We start from the raw sequence: 18837 nt of genomic DNA on the forward strand, positions 1-18837 counted from the left end.
TTATCATTCTCAATGTGTGGTTTTTTTTATGATACACTGGTTTTCGAACCAATACTATTTTCGAAAAAACATCATGAAAACCATATCATCTAAGTGTCATCAATTAATAATTTCTCCTCTATTATTAGCCAACTTCCTGCGCCATTGTTGTATTTGCTCAGGTGTTTGTTTTAACCATTCTGTTACCTCACCAATAATTTTTAACGGTGCCTGGGTACGGTAAGAACGCGTTAAATTCCCGGGAAACTTTTTGTTGGTCACATTCGGATCATCCTCAAAACTGTTTGTGGGTTCAACGATATAAACCCGTTCAGCACCTTCTCCAAGCGCCAGCGCAGCTGCAAGTCCGGCGCTGTTCACCAAGGCCGTAAAGTAAATATGATTCATCACCAGTTCTGACTGATAGTTGGAAGTGCGGCCTGTGGTTAAAAGATCTCCAATTTGGAGATCTGCCCTTGTTCCATGATAAAAAGGTCCTTTATCAATAGGTTGGCTTATGGATGCTGAAGCTAAGCTATCATACCTTTCTGCATTTTCCATATCGCCGAGCAATTGATAATGATCAGCAAGGGACGAATATATGTGCGTTAGAAAAGATCCTTTTAGTGATTCATTACCGGCATTCAAGGCATGCTCTAATGCCGTTTTATACCAATCAATTTTACCGGGAATAGCGGTTTGCAGGCTGGCCATGTACCAGGCTGAGATAGCCTTTTCAAAATCGTCTGCTGCTTCATTCCAGGCCTGGAGGAATGTTTTAGCGGCTTCTTCTGCATTCCCGGTTTCATTCAGGTGCATACCTTTCATTAAAAGCATGATGAGAGGATGGTTGGGACTAAATTCCATATTTGAAGATTTTCAACAAAATAACGCAAAAATTGCTTTTTACAATGCCCTACCCTATTTTGTAGGATATAATCTCAGGGAAATAGTTTTAACTTTCTCTGACTGTTCGTTTTCTTTATGCGTAGTTCTAAGCATTAGAATAAAATTGAACTTATAAACTCAAATAAAAGTGCGTCACAGACTCTTTTCTATTTGCTAATCAGTAGAGCCCAGCGGAATTCTACAGATAGACAAGGATATAGCTGAATTTTAAATTTAATAAATAAACGAGCGGGCATTTGATACCCGCCAGTTTATTTATTCGGGTAAGGCAACTTTTTCTTTGCCAAAGCCCCAGTTAATTCCAAAAAGGGAAATAAGCTTATTTGGCCCTGAAAAATCTTTGCCGAAAGTTCCATTGATAAATATATTGTCCGATACCTTCACACTAATCATACCTACAGTCCTGTTTTTTGAATCAGAAACCCCATTTGTAAATCTGTATAACGATTCAACAGCAATATTTAATCGGTTGAGTTCAAACCCTAAATTGCCCCCTGCATCAAGATTATGGGCTTTCCCGATTACATTTTCGTCATTTACCTGATAACGATCGTACAGATAGCGGCCCAATGCATTTATAGAAAAATAGTTAGTTGCTTTTTTATCCAGTTTCAAATTAAGCGATAAACCGGTCCATACACCCGAACGGCCTATTTTTATCGCATCACTGCTGATACCATATCCGGCAGTAGCAACAGAAACGTCCCATGCAAATACAGGTTTTTGTATAATAAGATCATTTATTGTCTTAAGATCGGGAGCTGAAAGCTTGATCCTTATTTTCTCTGTTAATGCATTTATCTGATCCTGGTAGTTTTTATCGCTGGCATTGAGCCTGGATATAGCATCAATTAAATCCTGATTGCTTGAGATGTCTTCCAGTGCATGCTCATGCCAGCTGTTAATTGCGCTATTAAGTGCTTTGGTGTGATCTTTATGATATGCCCTCAATAAGGTCGTATGGGCACCTATTGAGAAAACTTTTTGTGATTTTTCTATATTGTCAGGGATAAGGTCTTTATTTATAAAACCAACCGAAAGGGAAGTGAATTTCAATCCGGAGAAGATATTCTGCCTGGTATCGTCTAAAACTTTGCCGGATTCTGGCCGCGTTAAACCTAAATAAGAATATATGCTAATCCCTTCGGGATCAACCCACCAAACCGGCGCAAATTGCGCTGAAAAATTATCAGGAAAGTATGAGCCACCGTTTGCAACGGATTGCACTACACCTAATGCAAACGATTTAGGGGTGGTTGGGTTTTGGACCAAGGTAGGTGTGATATCGGTAAGTGAAAATGCCGGCGAAACCGGTACACTTAAACTTTTAAGCGTACTGGATTTGCTTGAAGTTTCTGAAGAACTTTGCGCGATGGCATTACAGCATACCGCTGCTAATGCCAGAGTGAACACGAACTTTTTCATACAAGGTCGATAATAAAAATAACATAACAGCTAGGATCTTGATAGGATTTTAACGGACTATTAAAGGTTTTGGTACCATCATTACCTCCTGAAAGTGTGTAGCTGCCTCTTATTGCTGCTGCTTCGGTTGCTCGACTTTCGGGGTCGGTACCGGTCAGATTTACCAAGGTAAATACGGTAAGTCGTTTTCCTTTCAAGAAAGTACCTTTACCTATGGCTTGATTGGCAATATCGCCAGTTGCATCTACTGAATGGGCCACGGGAACTCCGGGACTATTATCAGACACTATTAAAACGCTTGCTCTGCTAGCGGCAAGGCCAACAGTTGTGATGTCTACTGATAGACTGACTTGGCCATTACTTGTACCAATGTTGTAAGTATTTGACATTTTGAGGGTTGTTTAGAGTGATTAAATAAAGTTAACTATTTAGGCATAAGGTGTTTATTAAGTAATTGCAATTTATTTTTAAGATAACTTAAAGAAGCCAGGCATTAATTTTTTACAGCTCACAATGTATTTTAAATAAGGTAATCCCCTTTAAAAATTTTCGACCCAGGCAGGGTAGTATTTTATTGTAAATTACTTAAAATTAATCTGTTAATTCTTAGTTTTCTAATTTACAATATGTTATTTCGATTGAGAATACCTACATGTCGGTATTTTTAATTTTATTTACGCTAATGCAGTAGTTATGATGAAGGTTGAACTGTTTTTGATATTATTGCTTGTAAGCGCCAGAATGTATAATCTATTAGGGGCAATATAAGCAGACAAGGAGTAGATTTGCTTTTGGAATTGATAAAGAGGCAATTAACTTGAAGTTGCAGATCAAGCCAGATGACTTCTTCTTGACAGGAAAATAAGATTCGGCCGCGTGTTAAAGATTTTTATTCAAATTTTAACCAATCCAAAACAAAAAACCTCACATTTCTGTATGGCTTTTCATGATCCCGCTGGGATGTACATTCAAGGCATGCTCCAATGCAGTTTTATACCAATCAATTTTACCGGGAATAGCGGTTTGCAGGCTGACCATGTACCAGGCTGAGATAGACTTTTCAAAATCGTCTGCGGCTTCATTCCAGGCCTGGAGGAATGTTTTAGCGGCTTCTTCTGCATTCCTTGTTTTATTCAGGTGCATACCTTTCATTAAAAGCTTGATGACCGGATGGTTGGGACTGAACTCCATATTTGATGATTTTTTAACAAATTAACGCAAAAATCGCCCTATGCATATGGGAACTTAACTGGTGCTCATCATCTCTTTTCGATCACGTGCAACATTTTTCAAAAAATCAATTTTCAGTTCATTAGTGATTTATTTCGCAATTGTATAATCCTGCCAAAACTTAAAACTGGTGCCACAGCCAGCCTTTAAATTACATTAATGGGATTGTTGATATTGACTCACCCAATCGCTAACCTTTTTTTCAATATGTTTTAGCTACAATTGCCAGACGTGAAATTAACTTCAAAAGAACAAAGTTTATATTCCAACTATTTGATGAGAATGTCCTTGTATCATAATTTGTATATTTACTAAACTAAAAGACATCAAATGCTGCCATTCGGAAATAACTGCCCCGCTACCGGCAATTTTAAATAATACGCTATGAGAAGAACCTTTTTACTGACAACCATTGGACTGTTGTTATGTAACCTTACATTTGGCCAATCTGTTCAGTACAAACAGTTTGACAGCTTATTCAATGCTCTTTTTAAGCAGAAAATGTTTAATGGAAATGTGCTGATTGCGGATAATGGGAAAATCCTATTTGAAAAGAGTTATGGCTTTGCTAATGAGCAAACCAGGCAAAAAATTAATAACCAAACCATATTTGAATTGGCATCCGTTTCCAAACAATTTACGGCCATGGGAATTGTTTTGTTAGCAAAACAGGGAAAACTTAACTATGACGATAAAATTTCAAAATATATTCCTGAATTGGATTTCTACGGAAACATCAGCATCAGAAATTTACCTCATCACACTGGCGGGCTTCCTGACTATATGGAGATTTTTGAAGAAAAATGGGATAAAACAAAAATTGCGACCAATCAGGATATTGTTAATGTCTTCGCTAAATACAGACCAAAAGTTATTTTTGAACCAGGTGAAAAATACCAGTACAGCGATACAGGTTACACTTTGTTAGCTTTGATTATAGAGAGAATATCAGGTAAGACCTTTGGAAAATTTTTAAGTGAAAATATTTTTCAACCCTTAAAAATGAAAAATACGTTTATCTACAGGAGGAGATTTGAACCAAAAGAAATAAAGAATTACGCGATTGGGTATGTTACAGATAGTTTAGGCCACCAGATGCTTACTGATAGTTTTGGAAAAGAATTTTATACTTATTATCTGGATGGAATTGTGGGGGACGGAACAGTAAATTCTACAACAGAGGACCTGTTAAAATGGGACAGCGCACTTTATACTGACAAATTGGTAGATGCAAAAGATAAAGACCTTATATTTAATTCTGTAAAAACCAACGATGGAAAGGAAACTCATTATGGATTTGGGTGGTTCGTAGGGAATTCGAAAAAATATGGCAAAATCGTGTATCATTCTGGTGGCTGGCCAGGGTATTCCACTTATATAGAAAGGCATTTGGACAATGACAAAACGATCATCATCCTACAAAACCGTTCAGAAGCCAAAATAAATTCATTTTTGCAAAAAGTAAGAGCGATATTATATAATTAATTTAAAAAATATGTATGCTTTTTTAAGGGATACCCGGATTGGTGATTCATTTAAATTTTAGATAGTGATCCCGCTGGGAGTGGCTAAGTCACTTTCGGCCCGAACACCCGGCCTGCCGTTCTGATCGAACCTGAGCAGGGATAAAAACAAAAAAGCCCCAACTTTCGTTGAGGCTTTTTGTGATCCCGCTGGGATAATAACTTAATAATCTAAGCGGTACTATATGAGCAAGTTATAAATAATAGCTAATCGTCATTTCCTATTGGGCACCAAATAGGGCACCAGTTATTTTGATACGATTTGACTAATTTTGAAAGAACAATTTGTTTTGTAAATAAATATAATTTATTGATTTGATATTTAAAAACTTATTATTATTTATCTTCTTTTGTTTTGTTGAAATACATTGCCAGCCTATTGAATATACTTGAAGTCATCAATTTAAGTACTTTGAATAACAAGCTTTGTATTATTGAAGTTTTTGCATTTTAAACCATCCTTATGAATACCAAAGTATTAACAATTTTCATGATAATTTGATAGACTGATTCGCTTATCGCATAGATCTATCTGTAGTACCAGAATAAATTCATCACGCATTTCTTCTGCCAAGTCCGTATATTCATTTATTTTCTGATAATAAATATGTTCTGACTTAATTACGGCAGCCCCCCGAAACATTCTTACCGAGCCTTGAACAGCGTTTGGATCACCTGGCATATGATGCCTGGTACCTCCAGATTTGCCCGATAATTAAGGAAAATGTTAATTATGCATCGGAAAAGCTTATCCCGATGATATATTTAGTCTCTCTATCTAGCGTACTCAACGGAAAAAATGAATATGCCCCTAATAAAGAGAAAAATAGCCTATCGAGTTAATTTTATTCATAAACTTAAGTATCCTCACCTCCAATTATCCAAGGTTTGTACACTACTAATAGACATCTCATGATATTCTTTTACTGGTTTAAACATGACCTCTTTTATCTGATGGAAAATACCCAACATAGGCAAGTAGCGATATCAACAATTCAATTGTGCAGATGGAAAAAGCTATGATGGATATAATTCTAAGAACAAATATACCATAACTGGTAACTTAGAGTTTTTTCTAGCATTATTTAGAGAAGTTTTTAATAATTCTATTGATTTCCAAAAAGTTCATCATTTTCTTTTGCCATAGCAGATTGTGCTAACCAATAATCTATACCTGTTTTTCCAGCCCCATCTGGATCAATTTTAAAAAAATCAGGAATTATTTCATGGATTTTTCTAGTCTCAATTTCTTTTAGGAAATAAGTTATACATTCTAGTAATTTTAAAAACGAAGAAAATATAATTTCACTTAATCCTTCAAAATCATTATAATAATCATAATCAAAAAACCTTATTGGAAATTCATTATTTATCATTTCCTTTCTCCCGTCAAAAACCAATGGGCCCATATCATTTCCTTCAGCCCCAAATGGGTAAATTTTAATAGCAATCAATTCTTCCGCAACGTCATTGTCTAAAACATCTATGATCTCTTTCAACGGTTCACTGGGAAAAGAATGCGGTAATCGCACTAGAGCGCAGTCACAATCCAAGAAAAAGTATAACTTATGCCATTCTATAAAACTTTCGGGAAATTTGACCTTGAATTTTTTTTCGATATTTTGATAATCCTCCAGGTTAAATGTCCCATTCATAGGCTTCCAATTATGCCAACCGTTATCATCCACAGTTGAGGCCATCATATCCTTTGGTGTTTGCTCTTTAAAAACGGCATTTAATTCTTGGCTAAAAAACTGTTTAAAAAAGTCATTTATTATCTTATCTTTATTTCCCATTTATTATTAGCATCAATACAAAGCAGTTATTTTCATACAATTTATTGCTAGCAAAGCGTTAAAGCTGAAGAAATCCACAAAGTTATTTGAAATTCCAGACACTTATATATAAACATGAATATAAAGAAGGTTGCTTTAAATTTCGAGACAATCTGTTTCATTAGATGTAATATGCCGAATGTATCATTTGCATTTATACATACCAAATTTTTGCAGTTCAATTTTAGCGATTGAATCTAAATCTCTGCTTGTATAAAAATGTAGTGCTTGAGCGATATAATAATTCTGACCTTTAACACATTCATCGCACAACACTGGTGGTGGCATATTTTTAACAAAATTCTGACCAATGGTATCAATTCTTCTAAATAATTCTGCAGAATAAATACCTTCAAAAGTGTTACCGACATCTTTTTTGCTTATTTCTGATATGGCATTTGTGCCTTTTAAACTTTCTCTCATTATACAATAAAATACACGGTCTTTAAATGCGGTTATACAGGGATTCGCACCTGTACTTTTTATATAATCAAATTTTGGGTATTGGTAACTTGTATTACACCCGAATAGTATTACCAAAAAAGGTATGAAAATTTTTCTTCTTATATTCATAAAGTTAATTTAAAATCCATATGTCAATCCAATCAATAGGTGCATCGCCAAAATGACATTCAACACCACATGTTGCGTTATCATAAAGTAAATCTGCGTGTCCGCTAGCCCAAAGAGGGTTACTCGAAACTAAACAGTAAATTCCTTTTTTATTTGATAACAATGATGGAAGATTTTTTCCTCTTTCCCCTGCCTGAGCTCCTGTAATTTTTGAATGATTCGCATTATGAGGCGTTTTAGTATCTCCATCATTTGTTCCAAATGTTCGTCGCATCCAAGCATTTAACTCTTTAGCTCTGATAAAATAATATTTTCCATCTTTATCTTTTAAGGTTTGAGCAGGATAATTTATTCCATTTATAGTTGTAGCTGCAATATTGGGAATGGATATGCCGCTTTTTAAAAGAGCATAAGAAACTCTTATCGCACATGTATTGATAGCGGTACCACCAGGTGTATACAATGCTCCAACATCCCCACCTAAATGAGTTAATAAATCTACGTATGTTGGGTAAGGTGATCCTATTTTGTTATCTGGAAAATTGCTGGAAAAATTTGTCCATGTTGGTAAATCTTGCTTAGGAATACTTAAAATTGAATCATTCCAATAAGCTTCATTGAAGCCACCGTCTTGCCCTTCCGATTTACCAAGAAATTGATTTTTAAAAACTTCAATGCTGATATTCTTATTTGCATTTAAATATTCTATCCCCCAGTTGACAAAATCGATATCACCTTGAGTTCGGTTAATTATCTTTTCTGTATAGGTGACAATTGCATCTGCAATGTCTTTGTGGGTATTGATAAATGAAATATTAGCATCTCCGGTTACCCAACCTTCATTAACAAGGTACTGTGCCGAAAGATTGTTGAAATTCACATTTGGCCCATGCGGCTGGTCGTCAATCGGACCTTCACCATAATCTATCGGAGAAGGCTCAAAGTTATTCGGATCATTAGGATTATAACTGCCTGGATTACCACCGCCACCGCCGTTGTAACCGATAGCATAACTTTCATATATAGGTAGTCCAGCTCCGGTATAAAGCATAACAAGTGGACGAGGAGGGATGGTTACCTGGGTGCCTGGCGTAGTTGGTGTACCACTTCCTGTGAGCCAGCTAAAATCAATATCAAGTCGCCATTCACTATCAAACGAGTCGTTATATGCATCATAAGTATAATATTGGTAAGTTGATAAACCAAACGCACTTCCAGCCCAGCCTATAAACTCGCCAAGTTTATCAATCAACCATCCAAAGAAACCACTGATCTGTTTATCTTTTATTGGTTTAAGCGACTGAAGTTTGTTGTTTTTTACTATAGCGTTTAGATTGCTAGGTGAAGAAGCGCCTACTTTCATAGCATAAAAATCCTTCACTATACTCCTTTCCAGCTGCTGAACTAAAATAGTATCACCCTTAAGATTCCATTCCAATAGCTTTCCTGTCCATATACCATTTTCTCCTGCTTCACTATTTTTGCTCTTTGGAATAAAATTGAGGAGGAATGAATTAATCTTACCTTTGGGGCCATCCTGTATTAGGAACAGTTCCGGTGGGTGCGCAGCATTATAGTTGATATTGCCGCTATTTACATCTGCAGCTGCTTTATTGCTGATACCATTTGCTATACCATTACTGCTCAATGAGTTGTTTTTAAGGCTTGGCGGACTACTCAGCTTTGTGATCTTATCTACATTGAGTGTTGGAATTCGAACGACATTTTTCCCATCCACAATTCCCTGTCTTGCCTTTTTCCAGTCTAGCGCTACGAGCTGGGCATTTTTGCTGGTCTCAAACCATTTTATAATTTCTGTATGCTGAATCAGCTGTCCATTATTAATTTCATGTTCGGGTAGGTAACCTCTGTCTTTTCGACAGGCTTGTGCTAATGATAGGAACATTAGAATTAGGCAAGCCATAGCCCTGCCTTTAGAGAGTGTTAATTTTTTCATTGTAATTTAGCTTTTAACTTAGATGAGTAATTGCCAAATATACTGATATAAATGAATTGAATAAAATGGGAAGTTAAAGTTCTACACAAAACTATAGAGCATCTCTGTTTAGGCTTCTAAAAAAGATGTTATAAATTCATATATTACATATCTCACCGTATTGAGCAGCAACGTTTGGAGACAAATTACTTAAAAAAGTCTTTCTGTGATTTAAGGTATAATTAGCTTTCTTATCCAAACTTGTAGCGTTACAAGATTAAGCTATCTTACTACGGGAAAGCTTTCCATTACAAATACACACACACCCGAATATTCTTAATTTATTTTTAGGTACTACCCAAGTAGTACCCAAAAACTCCCATTTGTCATTCCCAACTTTGGATTATCATTTTAAAAAGCATATGGCAAATATAGAACTCATCACAAAAGAAGATTTAGAACACTTCAAACAGGAACTGTTTTCGGAATTAAGAAGACCAGGGCAAAAGCTGCACAAAAACAGCGAGCAAAAAGAGTTGCTGAAAAGCTATGAAGTCCGCAAACTTTTGAGCATATCACCTGGAACGTTACAAAGTCTACGTGATTCGGGGAGATTAAAATTCAGCAAAGTCGGTGGTTTAATGTTTTACAAGTACGATGATGTGGCGGCACTGATCGAGGGAAAAAATAAAAGTGCTCGCCACTGATTTTTTTAAAAAAAACAGATCGAAATACTACAATCCTAATAACCATTAATCAAGTAAAATCCAAGTTCAGCACCACTGTTCTATGGGCCAAGTGCAAACACCCGAGTGTTTGGCAAGATGTATTTTTGTCCACAGGACAAAAAAATCTTGCCGCCCTTATGGTCGGAGCAGCCACTCGGAACTCGTGCCTGCCTGAACTTTTGATATGTGCCAATATGAGTAACGTAAAAAATGATAAGCGACGGAAAAATTTTTGCTGCCCAATCAGGACAAGGGTTAATAAAGAGACTTATCGACGATTGTAAAATCTGCTTGCTAGTAGCAACTGCAAGAGCGTGGGCGAACTTGCCAGAAAGCCCATTAAAAGGGAAAAGATCAACTGCATGCATAGGGATGTAACCATGAATGCACCCATGGAAGAACTCACCAGCATCAGAAAGGAACTCAAGGCCATAAGAATCAATATCAACCAAGTCACACGAACATTTAATCACCTTTCTGTTAGGCCATTTGTTCCGTCGGCACAGAAAATAAAGTTCTAATTGCCATCTTTTATTCGCTGACTGATCAGCCACGTAGCCTCGAACAGTTTAACCAATTGTTCGTAAACGGTAATACTTCACCCTTGGAAAGGCTTTCTTCCATAAAGGAAGTACTGAGCGCATTGTGAAGCCATGTGTGAAGGATTGTTTTGTAACCGTCCAGTTTATAAATCCTGAACATTTTCTTGAGTACAGATGAAGGCTTTACAATCTCTCGAATGCTCAGATTTTGAGGATAGTTTCTTAGCTTCTTCTTTTCCGTTTTGATATAGCATTTTATGAATTCACTTTCTTGCTTATCATTGAAGTCAAGCTTGCCAAGCTTTTGTTGCTTTAAGAGCCAGGCGGCTTCTATCAGCTTTATGGTTAGTTCGTAATGATACACTAGGAAGGCTGGGCTAAATTTTTTTGGTTCTTCAGATTTAAATGCAACATCGTTCCGCCAGCGTTTTAGCATCTTTAAATGATAGGGCAACCATGCGTGACTAAAAAACTCGTGTACCACGTTTATCGGATCTGTTATTTCATCACTTTCAAGATAAACGATCCTGTTATCCGATGTTTTATTTGTATGCTTCTTCATGGTTTCACATATTGGTCTGTAATACTTTTTCGATCTATACTTGGTCGGTGCTTATTAAAGCTGCATGACCTGATGCCGATTTGGCAAACAGTTTTATTTTCTCGTTGCACATCTCCTTTGCCAACAAAAGAAAAGAAGCCACCCTTTGATAGAGAGACTCCGCATCTCGCCGGGAAACTGTAAAATCATCTTTGTAACGGGAACCAGAATAACTTTTTGCCATGATATCAAACAGTCTTTCATCTTCGAGAGTGGACAAGAAAAGTTGAAAAGGGCGTTCGGAAAAGCATTGACACAAACGGAGCAGGCGGTAAAGATTATGGAACTCCGAACGGTAAGCAATGTGAACCCGCACCAAACAGATACAAGTTTGTTCTACGACCTGATGGAGCATAAAGGCACAAATCCCAAACTGTTCTTTCTCCAAACATTCAGATGCGCACATCAGAAAACCATCAGCCATTGGTATGTGGTGTTCATAATGCCTTATTGCCTTGATTGCGCCGTTTGTGGGGATAAACGCAGGTATTGGATCACTATCTAACAGTCCATCCTTACTATAGAGCTGTTTTCCGTATGTAAGCACGCCAATAAAAAAGCGGCTGTTTTGCTGTACCGCGTCGAGAACGGATTGCTTGCCATGGGAGATCACAGTAATCGATCCATGCTGATAATATCTATTGGCAAAATCCTGCATTTCATAATCTATTCGGGTCGCAGTTTCGGTAACTACCAATAGGCAATGGTCACATTTAAAATAGCCTTGATTGTGATTAAAGCAGCCTTGGGAGTTATAAGTGTAGCTGTTCTGCGAAAAGTTGAAGATCTGTAGCGGTTCGAACTTCTGGGCGAGCCGATGGATAAACTCCCTGAAATGGACAGCGTGTTCGGCTTCTGGTGATAATTTTGGTTCCATATTGATCTCATTTAGTTAGTAGCATTTAAATGAGTCCTGGAGATGCAGAAATAGATGCGGAACTGCATCTCGTGGTTGCATAAAAGTTTCTGAAGCCTTACGTAACACGAGTGTACAGCAGTCCCGCACCTATTTTAGGAATACGCAAATATAGCATATTAATAAATAGGCTGGGTGTTCTGCTGTCTTGCGTTACGGCTTCAGAAATGCAACCGCAAGACCCTTAGTATTTTGTCGTTGTCTAATCTTATATATTCCGATTATTCAATACCCTAAGGTAATCAGTTATTTGCAATACTCCAAATAAAAATACTCTTTTTATGGAGTGTGTTAAAATGGAGTATTTGTTTTACTTTATTTCATGGTAAAAGACAATCTCTTAACAAGCGAAAAAGAATTGAGGAAAATAGGCTTAAGACTAAAAGCCCTCCGCAAATCTAAAGGTTATACTAGTCCGGATAAGTTTTCCTATGAGAACAATCTGAACCGTTCGCAGTACGGTAAATATGAGGCAGGTAATACCAATATCACAATTGGCACATTAATCAATATCTTAAATTGTTTTGGCGTGAGTTTGAGCGATTTTTTTAATGAAGACTATGATGGAATTGAATAATTAAAATACTATAGATAATTTAGGGTGTTCAATGAAAGAATTTTTACCAGAATGGTTTTGAAGTGTTAGATCAAATTTTAATTGTTATTTCACTCGCTAGAAGTAAAAATATCTTTGTACTTTAAACAAAAATCTAATAAAATATGGCTCTCATTTCAAAACTAGATGTAAAACCAGAATCTGTTGAATCGATTTACACATTATATCGTAAACGGATGTTATTGGTTAATAGGAAATACCAACGCAAATTGGTTCGGACGATTGAAGAAAAAGAAAAATTCATCGACAGTCTACATAAGTCTTTACCTATCCCATTAATTTTAACTGCTATAACAAAATATAAGGAAAATACCGTTTATGAAATAATAGATGGTATGCAAAGATTAAATTCGATTATATCCTTTATAGAAAATGAAATTCACCTTGATGGAAATTATTTCAATTTAGAAACTTTTGCGTTAACTAAAAAACTAAAAGACGAAGGAAAACTTGTCCAAAGGGCTCCGAAGCTATCCGTTGATGATTGTTTGACCATAACTACTTATCAAGTTCCATTTTCCATCACAAACTACGAGAATGAAGCTGAAATTGAAGAAATTTTTCGTCGCATCAACTCTTACGGGAAAGTTTTATCAAGTCACGAACTTAGACAGGCCGGTTCCCTAACCTCATTTAATTATGTAATTAGAACGATTGCGGAAAATATCCGTAAAGATGTTTCTCCATCTGATAAGCTTTTACTGGGTAATATGAGAAACATCAGCATTAATAATAAGGGTTTGAAATACGGTATTGATATAAAGACCATATTTTGGTTTAACCATTATATCTTGACTGAGAATAATATCAGAGCTTCGCGCGACGAGGAGCTGATTGCTTATTTGATATTAGCAATAATAATGAAAAATGAAATTAATATTTCTTCCACATCGTTGAACAGAGCATATGGATTAAGTGACGATGAAGAAGATAATATTGATACCGAGAGGCTTATTAAGGAGTTTGGTGGAAGTGAGTTTTTAATAATTCAATTCGAAGCAATTTTCGGTGAGATAAAGAGAGTATTAGATTGTAATAAATCTAAATTTAGAGACTTGATTTTCAAACAAAAAAGTAAGTATAATAATTACGCTTATCAAATTATTTTCCTATCCTTTTATAAGCTACTTGTAGAAAAGGAGATGAAAATCATCAATTATGAAAAATTAAACCGAGAATTATCTGGCATTGGTGATAAGCTTATTACTCCTTCAGTGGATGAATTAAGGCATCGAGCAGCTAGACAAAGGTGTATCAAATCAATTGCAGCCAATATAGAAATTCATTTTGCTAAAAGGGAGTCAACTGACCCAGCTCTAAGTAATGGAACGATAAAACTGGAAACATTGCTGTCTGCAGCGAAAGCAGAAAGCACGTCATATGATTTTAAACAGGGGATATATCAAATGGATAAATCTGATAAGAATATTATTCCTAAGATATTACAAACTCTAAGTGCATTTGTAAATCAAGGTAAAAATGCCGTGGGATACGTTGTTTTGGGAATCGGAGACAAGGAAGCTATTGCAAATGCACATAAAATTTTTTACAGGTCTAATTTCACAAAAAAAGAAAATTTTTACATCCTTGGAGTTGATAGTGAAGTCGAAGCCAGAGGTATTTCAATAGACGATTATGTGTTGAAAATTAAAGATTACATTAAAAGTCAAGAGATTCAACCAGATTACTATAAATCGCAAATTTTAAAAAATTTCGACATTTTTACTTATAATGATAAGTCAATCATCATATTGAAAGTCAATTCAAAGGATGATCCGTGTAAACTAAACGGAAAGTTTTATCACAGGCAGGCAAGTTCCACAGAAGAAGTCCCTCAAACTAGCGAAAAGCAACTTTGGCAATTATTTCTAACTTAATATGTACAAAGGTAGCGATAGCAAGAAACTTGCTAAATAAATCAGAAATGGGAAATATATAATAATTTAAACGGACACCCACTGCAGAACACATCTTGTTTCAAATTAATGCGAAACTGAACGTTAAAAATTATTTCAATTATCTACTCTAACTTTAGGCGCCAATTTGGTACCTTAAAATAAGATAGCTTATCACAATTCGTGACAAGCTATCTTATTGTGAAAATCTAGCGACTCATTCCTTTGCCACGGTCGTTTTTCTGACTATTTCTTGCTTCCTGAAGCTTACGATACAATTCACTACTTTCTAATAGACGGGTATATTCCAGTACCGCTTTTGAAATACTTCCCTGCACATCCTGCCATTTTAGCTTTGTGTCCATTAGTTTTACGGGAACATTAAAGTCGATATCGTTATGGTACATTAGAGACGACTTAGCAGTGTTAGAGTCGACATTTGGATATTTCTGGCAGTAGTAATCTAATATTTCATTCAAAGGCATTTCCATTAACAGGTAATGCATATCGATAAAATCCTTTATCCGTTGTCCGCTATTCACAATTGCATTGATTTTCATGGCCGATATATCCTGATTGGACATCATCCGTATTCCTTCAATGGTTTCTATTGGCCTGATAGATGGATACTTGTGCGAGATAAAGTCAAAATCAACTTCGCCAATACTACCACTTACATAATTGCCCTTATGGCGTTTTACGTCTGCGCCATAGCTGTTCCTTAAGTGTACGGCGAGTTCATCACCATCAAAGTCTGATGAGCTGAAAAGGTCGATATCTATGGATTCCCTGTGTCCGATCCTTAAAGATAGTGCGGTACCGCCTACAAGGTAAAAGGAGCTGAGCTGATGGTCTTCCATCAGTGCCTGGATTAAATCCAGTGTCCTTGGTGTAACTGTTTCTTTGTGTAACATCTAAGTTTTTCTTTGCTCAACTGAAAATATTTGCAAACGGCCTCCATGGTCATATCAGAAAGATAGGTGATGTCTTCTATAAGGGCTTTCACAACATTTTCTCTACCATAAAACCTGATCATCTCTTCCCAATCCATTGTATTGCCTTTATCAAGCACACGTTCGATAACCGTTTTGTAACTCCTGTTCCAGTCCAGTTTTTCGAAATCGAAATCCCAGAATAGTACCTTTGGAAGGTCTGGTCTTCTGACCTTTTGTATCAGTGGCTGTCTTTCAATCTTGATTTCATCGTTTTCGAACGGAATCTTCTTTTTCGAAAGATAGTTGTTCAATGTATGATAGTTATAGGTTGGGTAGCTGTCGCAAAATCCTTTCAGACTTGAAAACACATCGATATCTGTACTGGCAAATCTTTTCCAGTGCACAACGATTACTCTTTTATTCAATTCCTTTAACATCCTACAAATCTAACTAAAACAGGAATTAATGCCTAATATTTTTAAATATTTGTCAGTTAACTATTATTATTAAATTTATTAATTTATATCATAGCTAACTTTTTCTTTAACACCGCCATGTCTTCGCTTACCTTGATATCCAAAATTTTCGCGTAATGCTGGGTAGTCCTGATGTTGGTATGTCCGAGCATCTTAGATACGCTTTCTATCGGTACACCGTTCAACAGCGTAACCGTTGTGGCGAACGTGTGGCGGGCAATATGCGAGGTGAGTTTTTTCTCAATTCCGCACAAATCGGCAATTTCCTTTAGGTATTCGTTCATTTTCTGGTTGCTGGGAACTGGAAGGAGTGCGCCCTTGTTAAGGCAAACTTTGTTGGTTGCGTACCTGTCGATAATCTCAACCGCTGTTGGCAATAGTGGAACCGATGACCTTGTTTTGGTTTTCTGCCGATTGGTAAAGATCCATCGGTCGCCATCAATTCCCTTTCTGATATTCTCCTGTTTCAGTTTGAAAACATCGACATAAGCCAAACCAGTAAAACAGCTGAAAATAAAAACGTCTCTTACCTGCCTCAATCTCGCCGATAAAAACTCTTTTCCCGCGATATGAGCCAATTCCTCTTTGTTCAGATAAAAGCGGTCAACATTCTTCGTTTTGCCCCTATAAGCAGTAAATGGGGATTTGTCTATCCATTCGTTCTCCATACAGATACGAAGGATTTTCCCGAGGTTTTTGATGTTCTTCACCACATAGTTGTTCGCACAGTTCTTATCAGACCTTAGATAATGGTCAAATCCATTCAGAAATGCCTGGTCGATAAATCTAATGTCCATATCGGCTACACCATATTTCAAAGGGATAAAAACCTTAAGGTGTCTTTCCAGAACTTTATAACGGTTCAATGTGCCCCGCACATATTCTTTACCTACAAGCTGTTCCATCTTTAAATTATGATCGGCAACCGCTTCCAAAAGGGTGTGTGAATTAGTAAGCGTACCTTGATAACTTGATTTGATGGCATCGGCACTAATAGGCAACCCCATATCGAAAACACGTTGATGGGCATAATGCACTGCATTCTGCAATTGGTCAAGATGGGTGTTCAACACCTTGATCTCTTCTTTTGAGCCGATAGCTCTGCCACCCTTGGCGTTCCATCGCTTAGGGTCGCAATCCCGATTGGTGGCCATCTCCGCACGGTTTCCCTCTACGGTAATCCTCATGTAGATCGGCACATTTCCACTTACATAGTTCTTTTGCTTTTTCAGATAGAAAAGCAGGCTAAAATTGGTCTTCATAATCTAACGATTAAAGGTGAAACAAAGATAGCTTTGCAACTAAATCTACACAAGATGTTCAGTTTGTAACAACCTGTACAATAAATGATTATATACAATTCGGTGAGTCAATTTTAACCGTTTTGCCTTACTCACCGAATCACTCACCAATTTTTGTGAATTCGTGCGAATTTTGGCAATTCCCTAAAAGCAAAAAGCCCTGCTAATCGTTCGATTGCAGGGTTTTCTACATTTTGATAGTCTTTTGGTGTGATCAAGCTTGCATTGGCCCGAACGCATTGCCGCAGCCTTCCTGAATCGAACCCGGTCTCCCCTTCTGCTCGAAGTCAAGCCAGTATAAAAACAAAAAACCTCCAAGCTTTAGGCTTGAAGGTTTCTGTGATCCCGCTGGGATTCGAACCCAGGACCACTACATTAAAAGTGTAATGCTCTACCAGCTGAGCTACGGAATCATTTTCTCCCTTTCGAGGCTGCGAAGTTAGGAATTAAATTCAATCTTGCAAAAGGTAAATGCAAAATATTTAACAGAAAGTTAACGCTGACATCACAAAATAGGGTTAAATATTTAGAAATCATTTGGTTGAACAAGGACAAAAAAATCATTATTAGAAGAGATTTAACCACAAATGAACAAGGTTTGATAAAAAATATCTTTCTTTCTCCTTAAAAACCTTGTACAAACATCATAATTGAAGGATAAGCGACCTTCATATTTTTTATACCGGTATGCATGTATGATTAAAATTCCCATTTGTTGTAAATAATTTTATTGATTTTTTTATTTCCTTACTTATTTTCACTCTTTAATACATACTTGATTTTTAATGAATATTGAAAATATTTATGGTGAAGATAAATGGGCTACACTTGGGGGTTTTTCACCAATTATTTCTGTCTTTAGTTCTTACCATCCGCTTACTCCAGAGATGGAAGACATTATTAACCGCGATACATTTCCTGTGCATTTTGCCAAAAACAAACATATTGCCTCACCACTAAAACGCAACCGTTACATTTTTCTGATTTTACAAGGAGCAGTGCATGGCTACCTTAAAATGGGAAATAAAAAAATTACCACATGGATTGCTGCTGAAAATGAACTGGCAGGAACCATCAGAAATTTATGGGAGAATGAAGCCTCTGATGAATATATTGAAACGATAGATCCGGTATTTGCGATTGCCATTCCGCATGAAATGTCGAAAATGCTTTATGAAAATTTCCCCATCGCAAATTATGTGGGCAGAAAGATGACCCAGATTTATTTTCAGGGCGCCTCTGAAAGGGCGTATATCTGCAGGCTTCCGACGGCGTTAAAACGCTACCAAAGGTTCATGGTTTCTTATCCGCACCTCATTAACCGGATCCCATTGAAGTATATCGCTTCCTTTGTGGGGATGAGGCTGGAAACATTGAGCAGACTCCGGAACAAGCCTTAATAATCTGAACCAGGAAA

General features: G+C 36.7%; 18 protein-coding genes and 1 tRNA gene. 5 read left to right on the plus strand and 14 right to left on the minus strand.

What is annotated here, in order from left to right; all coding sequences use genetic code 11:
* Window positions 1-99: 99 nt before the first annotated feature.
* The 4 genes from arr to ACIQXP_RS00770 form a co-directional block, all read right to left on the minus strand.
* Window positions 100-540 (minus strand): NAD(+)--rifampin ADP-ribosyltransferase, encoded by a 441-nt coding sequence (arr, locus tag ACIQXP_RS00755; RefSeq protein ID WP_387504515.1) that lies wholly within the window; start codon window positions 538-540, stop codon window positions 100-102.
* 603 nt (window positions 541-1143) lie between these two features.
* On the minus strand, window positions 1144-2313 hold the full coding sequence (locus tag ACIQXP_RS00760; RefSeq protein WP_387504379.1) for a hypothetical protein: 1170 nt from the start codon (window positions 2311-2313) through the stop codon (window positions 1144-1146).
* Entirely contained in the window at window positions 2310-2702 is a 393-nt protein-coding gene (locus ACIQXP_RS00765) for a hypothetical protein (protein WP_387504378.1), read from the minus strand. The genes ACIQXP_RS00760 and ACIQXP_RS00765 overlap by 4 nt, the downstream gene beginning before the upstream one ends.
* Window positions 2703-3237: 535 nt before the next feature.
* Entirely contained in the window at window positions 3238-3504 is a 267-nt protein-coding gene (locus ACIQXP_RS00770; protein ID WP_387504377.1) for a hypothetical protein, read from the minus strand.
* 423 nt (window positions 3505-3927) lie between these two features.
* Between ACIQXP_RS00770 and ACIQXP_RS00775 the strand changes: the two genes are divergently transcribed.
* Entirely contained in the window at window positions 3928-5028 is a 1101-nt protein-coding gene (locus tag ACIQXP_RS00775; RefSeq protein WP_387504376.1) for a serine hydrolase domain-containing protein, read from the plus strand.
* A gap of 1144 nt (window positions 5029-6172) precedes the next feature.
* Here ACIQXP_RS00775 and ACIQXP_RS00780 read toward each other — a convergent pair.
* The 3 genes from ACIQXP_RS00780 to ACIQXP_RS00790 all read right to left on the minus strand — a co-directional run bounded on the left by ACIQXP_RS00780 (window position 6173) and on the right by ACIQXP_RS00790 (window position 9431).
* On the minus strand, window positions 6173-6862 hold the full coding sequence (locus ACIQXP_RS00780) for a hypothetical protein (protein ID WP_293743567.1): 690 nt from the start codon (window positions 6860-6862) through the stop codon (window positions 6173-6175).
* 183 nt (window positions 6863-7045) lie between these two features.
* Window positions 7046-7474, minus strand: coding sequence for a hypothetical protein (locus tag ACIQXP_RS00785; RefSeq protein ID WP_293743566.1), 429 nt, complete (start codon window positions 7472-7474; stop codon window positions 7046-7048).
* A gap of 4 nt (window positions 7475-7478) precedes the next feature.
* Window positions 7479-9431: a T6SS effector amidase Tae4 family protein gene (locus ACIQXP_RS00790; RefSeq protein ID WP_387504375.1), complete on the minus strand. Its 1953-nt coding sequence runs from the start codon at window positions 9429-9431 to the stop codon at window positions 7479-7481.
* A 401-nt stretch (window positions 9432-9832) separates the two neighbouring features.
* Between ACIQXP_RS00790 and ACIQXP_RS00795 the strand changes: the two genes are divergently transcribed.
* Window positions 9833-10117, plus strand: a complete 285-nt coding sequence (locus tag ACIQXP_RS00795; RefSeq protein ID WP_387504374.1) for a helix-turn-helix domain-containing protein — start codon at window positions 9833-9835, stop codon at window positions 10115-10117.
* 80 nt (window positions 10118-10197) lie between these two features.
* On the opposite strand, the gene ACIQXP_RS00800 is transcribed toward ACIQXP_RS00795, so the two are convergent.
* From ACIQXP_RS00800 to ACIQXP_RS00810, 3 genes are all read right to left on the minus strand, one after another.
* Complete coding sequence (locus ACIQXP_RS00800) at window positions 10198-10590, minus strand: hypothetical protein (protein ID WP_293743563.1); 393 nt, start codon at window positions 10588-10590, stop codon at window positions 10198-10200.
* Between the two features lie 94 nt (window positions 10591-10684).
* On the minus strand, window positions 10685-11242 hold the full coding sequence (locus ACIQXP_RS00805) for a hypothetical protein (RefSeq protein ID WP_387504373.1): 558 nt from the start codon (window positions 11240-11242) through the stop codon (window positions 10685-10687).
* Window positions 11243-11276: 34 nt separating this feature from the next.
* Complete coding sequence (locus ACIQXP_RS00810) at window positions 11277-12158, minus strand: HEPN domain-containing protein (protein ID WP_387504372.1); 882 nt, start codon at window positions 12156-12158, stop codon at window positions 11277-11279.
* A gap of 361 nt (window positions 12159-12519) precedes the next feature.
* Between ACIQXP_RS00810 and ACIQXP_RS00815 the strand changes: the two genes are divergently transcribed.
* Both ACIQXP_RS00815 and ACIQXP_RS00820 read left to right on the plus strand, forming a co-directional pair.
* Window positions 12520-12774: a helix-turn-helix domain-containing protein gene (locus ACIQXP_RS00815; protein WP_387504370.1), complete on the plus strand. Its 255-nt coding sequence runs from the start codon at window positions 12520-12522 to the stop codon at window positions 12772-12774.
* A 143-nt stretch (window positions 12775-12917) separates the two neighbouring features.
* Window positions 12918-14690 (plus strand): GmrSD restriction endonuclease domain-containing protein, encoded by a 1773-nt coding sequence (locus ACIQXP_RS00820; RefSeq protein WP_387504368.1) that lies wholly within the window; start codon window positions 12918-12920, stop codon window positions 14688-14690.
* 227 nt (window positions 14691-14917) lie between these two features.
* Here ACIQXP_RS00820 and ACIQXP_RS00825 read toward each other — a convergent pair whose 3' ends face one another.
* The 4 genes from ACIQXP_RS00825 to ACIQXP_RS00840 all read right to left on the minus strand — a co-directional run bounded on the left by ACIQXP_RS00825 (window position 14918) and on the right by ACIQXP_RS00840 (window position 17833).
* Window positions 14918-15622, minus strand: a complete 705-nt coding sequence (locus tag ACIQXP_RS00825; protein WP_387504367.1) for a nucleotidyl transferase AbiEii/AbiGii toxin family protein — start codon at window positions 15620-15622, stop codon at window positions 14918-14920.
* Window positions 15580-16080 (minus strand): DUF6922 domain-containing protein, encoded by a 501-nt coding sequence (locus tag ACIQXP_RS00830; RefSeq protein WP_391527774.1) that lies wholly within the window; start codon window positions 16078-16080, stop codon window positions 15580-15582. Before ACIQXP_RS00830 ends, ACIQXP_RS00825 begins: the two co-directional genes overlap by 43 nt.
* 83 nt (window positions 16081-16163) lie before the next feature.
* Window positions 16164-17381, minus strand: a complete 1218-nt coding sequence (locus ACIQXP_RS00835; RefSeq protein ID WP_387504365.1) for a site-specific integrase — start codon at window positions 17379-17381, stop codon at window positions 16164-16166.
* A gap of 379 nt (window positions 17382-17760) precedes the next feature.
* Window positions 17761-17833, minus strand: a tRNA-Lys gene (locus ACIQXP_RS00840).
* A 372-nt stretch (window positions 17834-18205) separates the two neighbouring features.
* On the opposite strand from ACIQXP_RS00840, the gene ACIQXP_RS00845 reads away from it, so the two are divergent.
* Window positions 18206-18820: a Crp/Fnr family transcriptional regulator gene (locus ACIQXP_RS00845; RefSeq protein ID WP_378936009.1), complete on the plus strand. Its 615-nt coding sequence runs from the start codon at window positions 18206-18208 to the stop codon at window positions 18818-18820.
* The last annotated feature ends 17 nt before the right edge of the window (window positions 18821-18837 follow it).

Origin of the sequence: Pedobacter suwonensis, assembly GCF_044762335.1 — a bacterium.
GTDB lineage: Bacteria > Bacteroidota > Bacteroidia > Sphingobacteriales > Sphingobacteriaceae > Pedobacter.

Coding starts and splice junctions, on each gene's coding strand:
- ACIQXP_RS00780 (WP_293743567.1), bottom strand. CDS start 6,862: ATGGGAAATAAAGATAAGATAATAAATGACTTTTTTAAACAGTTTTTT.
- ACIQXP_RS00820 (WP_387504368.1), top strand. CDS start 12,918: ATGGCTCTCATTTCAAAACTAGATGTAAAACCAGAATCTGTTGAATCG.
- ACIQXP_RS00765 (WP_387504378.1), bottom strand. CDS start 2,702: ATGTCAAATACTTACAACATTGGTACAAGTAATGGCCAAGTCAGTCTA.
- ACIQXP_RS00805 (WP_387504373.1), bottom strand. CDS start 11,242: ATGAAGAAGCATACAAATAAAACATCGGATAACAGGATCGTTTATCTT.
- ACIQXP_RS00785 (WP_293743566.1), bottom strand. CDS start 7,474: ATGAATATAAGAAGAAAAATTTTCATACCTTTTTTGGTAATACTATTC.
- ACIQXP_RS00835 (WP_387504365.1), bottom strand. CDS start 17,381: ATGAAGACCAATTTTAGCCTGCTTTTCTATCTGAAAAAGCAAAAGAAC.
- ACIQXP_RS00795 (WP_387504374.1), top strand. CDS start 9,833: ATGGCAAATATAGAACTCATCACAAAAGAAGATTTAGAACACTTCAAA.
- ACIQXP_RS00810 (WP_387504372.1), bottom strand. CDS start 12,158: ATGGAACCAAAATTATCACCAGAAGCCGAACACGCTGTCCATTTCAGG.
- arr (WP_387504515.1), bottom strand. CDS start 540: ATGGAAAATGCAGAAAGGTATGATAGCTTAGCTTCAGCATCCATAAGC.
- ACIQXP_RS00790 (WP_387504375.1), bottom strand. CDS start 9,431: ATGAAAAAATTAACACTCTCTAAAGGCAGGGCTATGGCTTGCCTAATT.
- ACIQXP_RS00760 (WP_387504379.1), bottom strand. CDS start 2,313: ATGAAAAAGTTCGTGTTCACTCTGGCATTAGCAGCGGTATGCTGTAAT.
- ACIQXP_RS00770 (WP_387504377.1), bottom strand. CDS start 3,504: ATGGAGTTCAGTCCCAACCATCCGGTCATCAAGCTTTTAATGAAAGGT.
- ACIQXP_RS00825 (WP_387504367.1), bottom strand. CDS start 15,622: ATGTTACACAAAGAAACAGTTACACCAAGGACACTGGATTTAATCCAG.
- ACIQXP_RS00830 (WP_391527774.1), bottom strand. CDS start 16,080: ATGTTAAAGGAATTGAATAAAAGAGTAATCGTTGTGCACTGGAAAAGA.
- ACIQXP_RS00775 (WP_387504376.1), top strand. CDS start 3,928: ATGAGAAGAACCTTTTTACTGACAACCATTGGACTGTTGTTATGTAAC.
- ACIQXP_RS00845 (WP_378936009.1), top strand. CDS start 18,206: ATGAATATTGAAAATATTTATGGTGAAGATAAATGGGCTACACTTGGG.
- ACIQXP_RS00815 (WP_387504370.1), top strand. CDS start 12,520: ATGGTAAAAGACAATCTCTTAACAAGCGAAAAAGAATTGAGGAAAATA.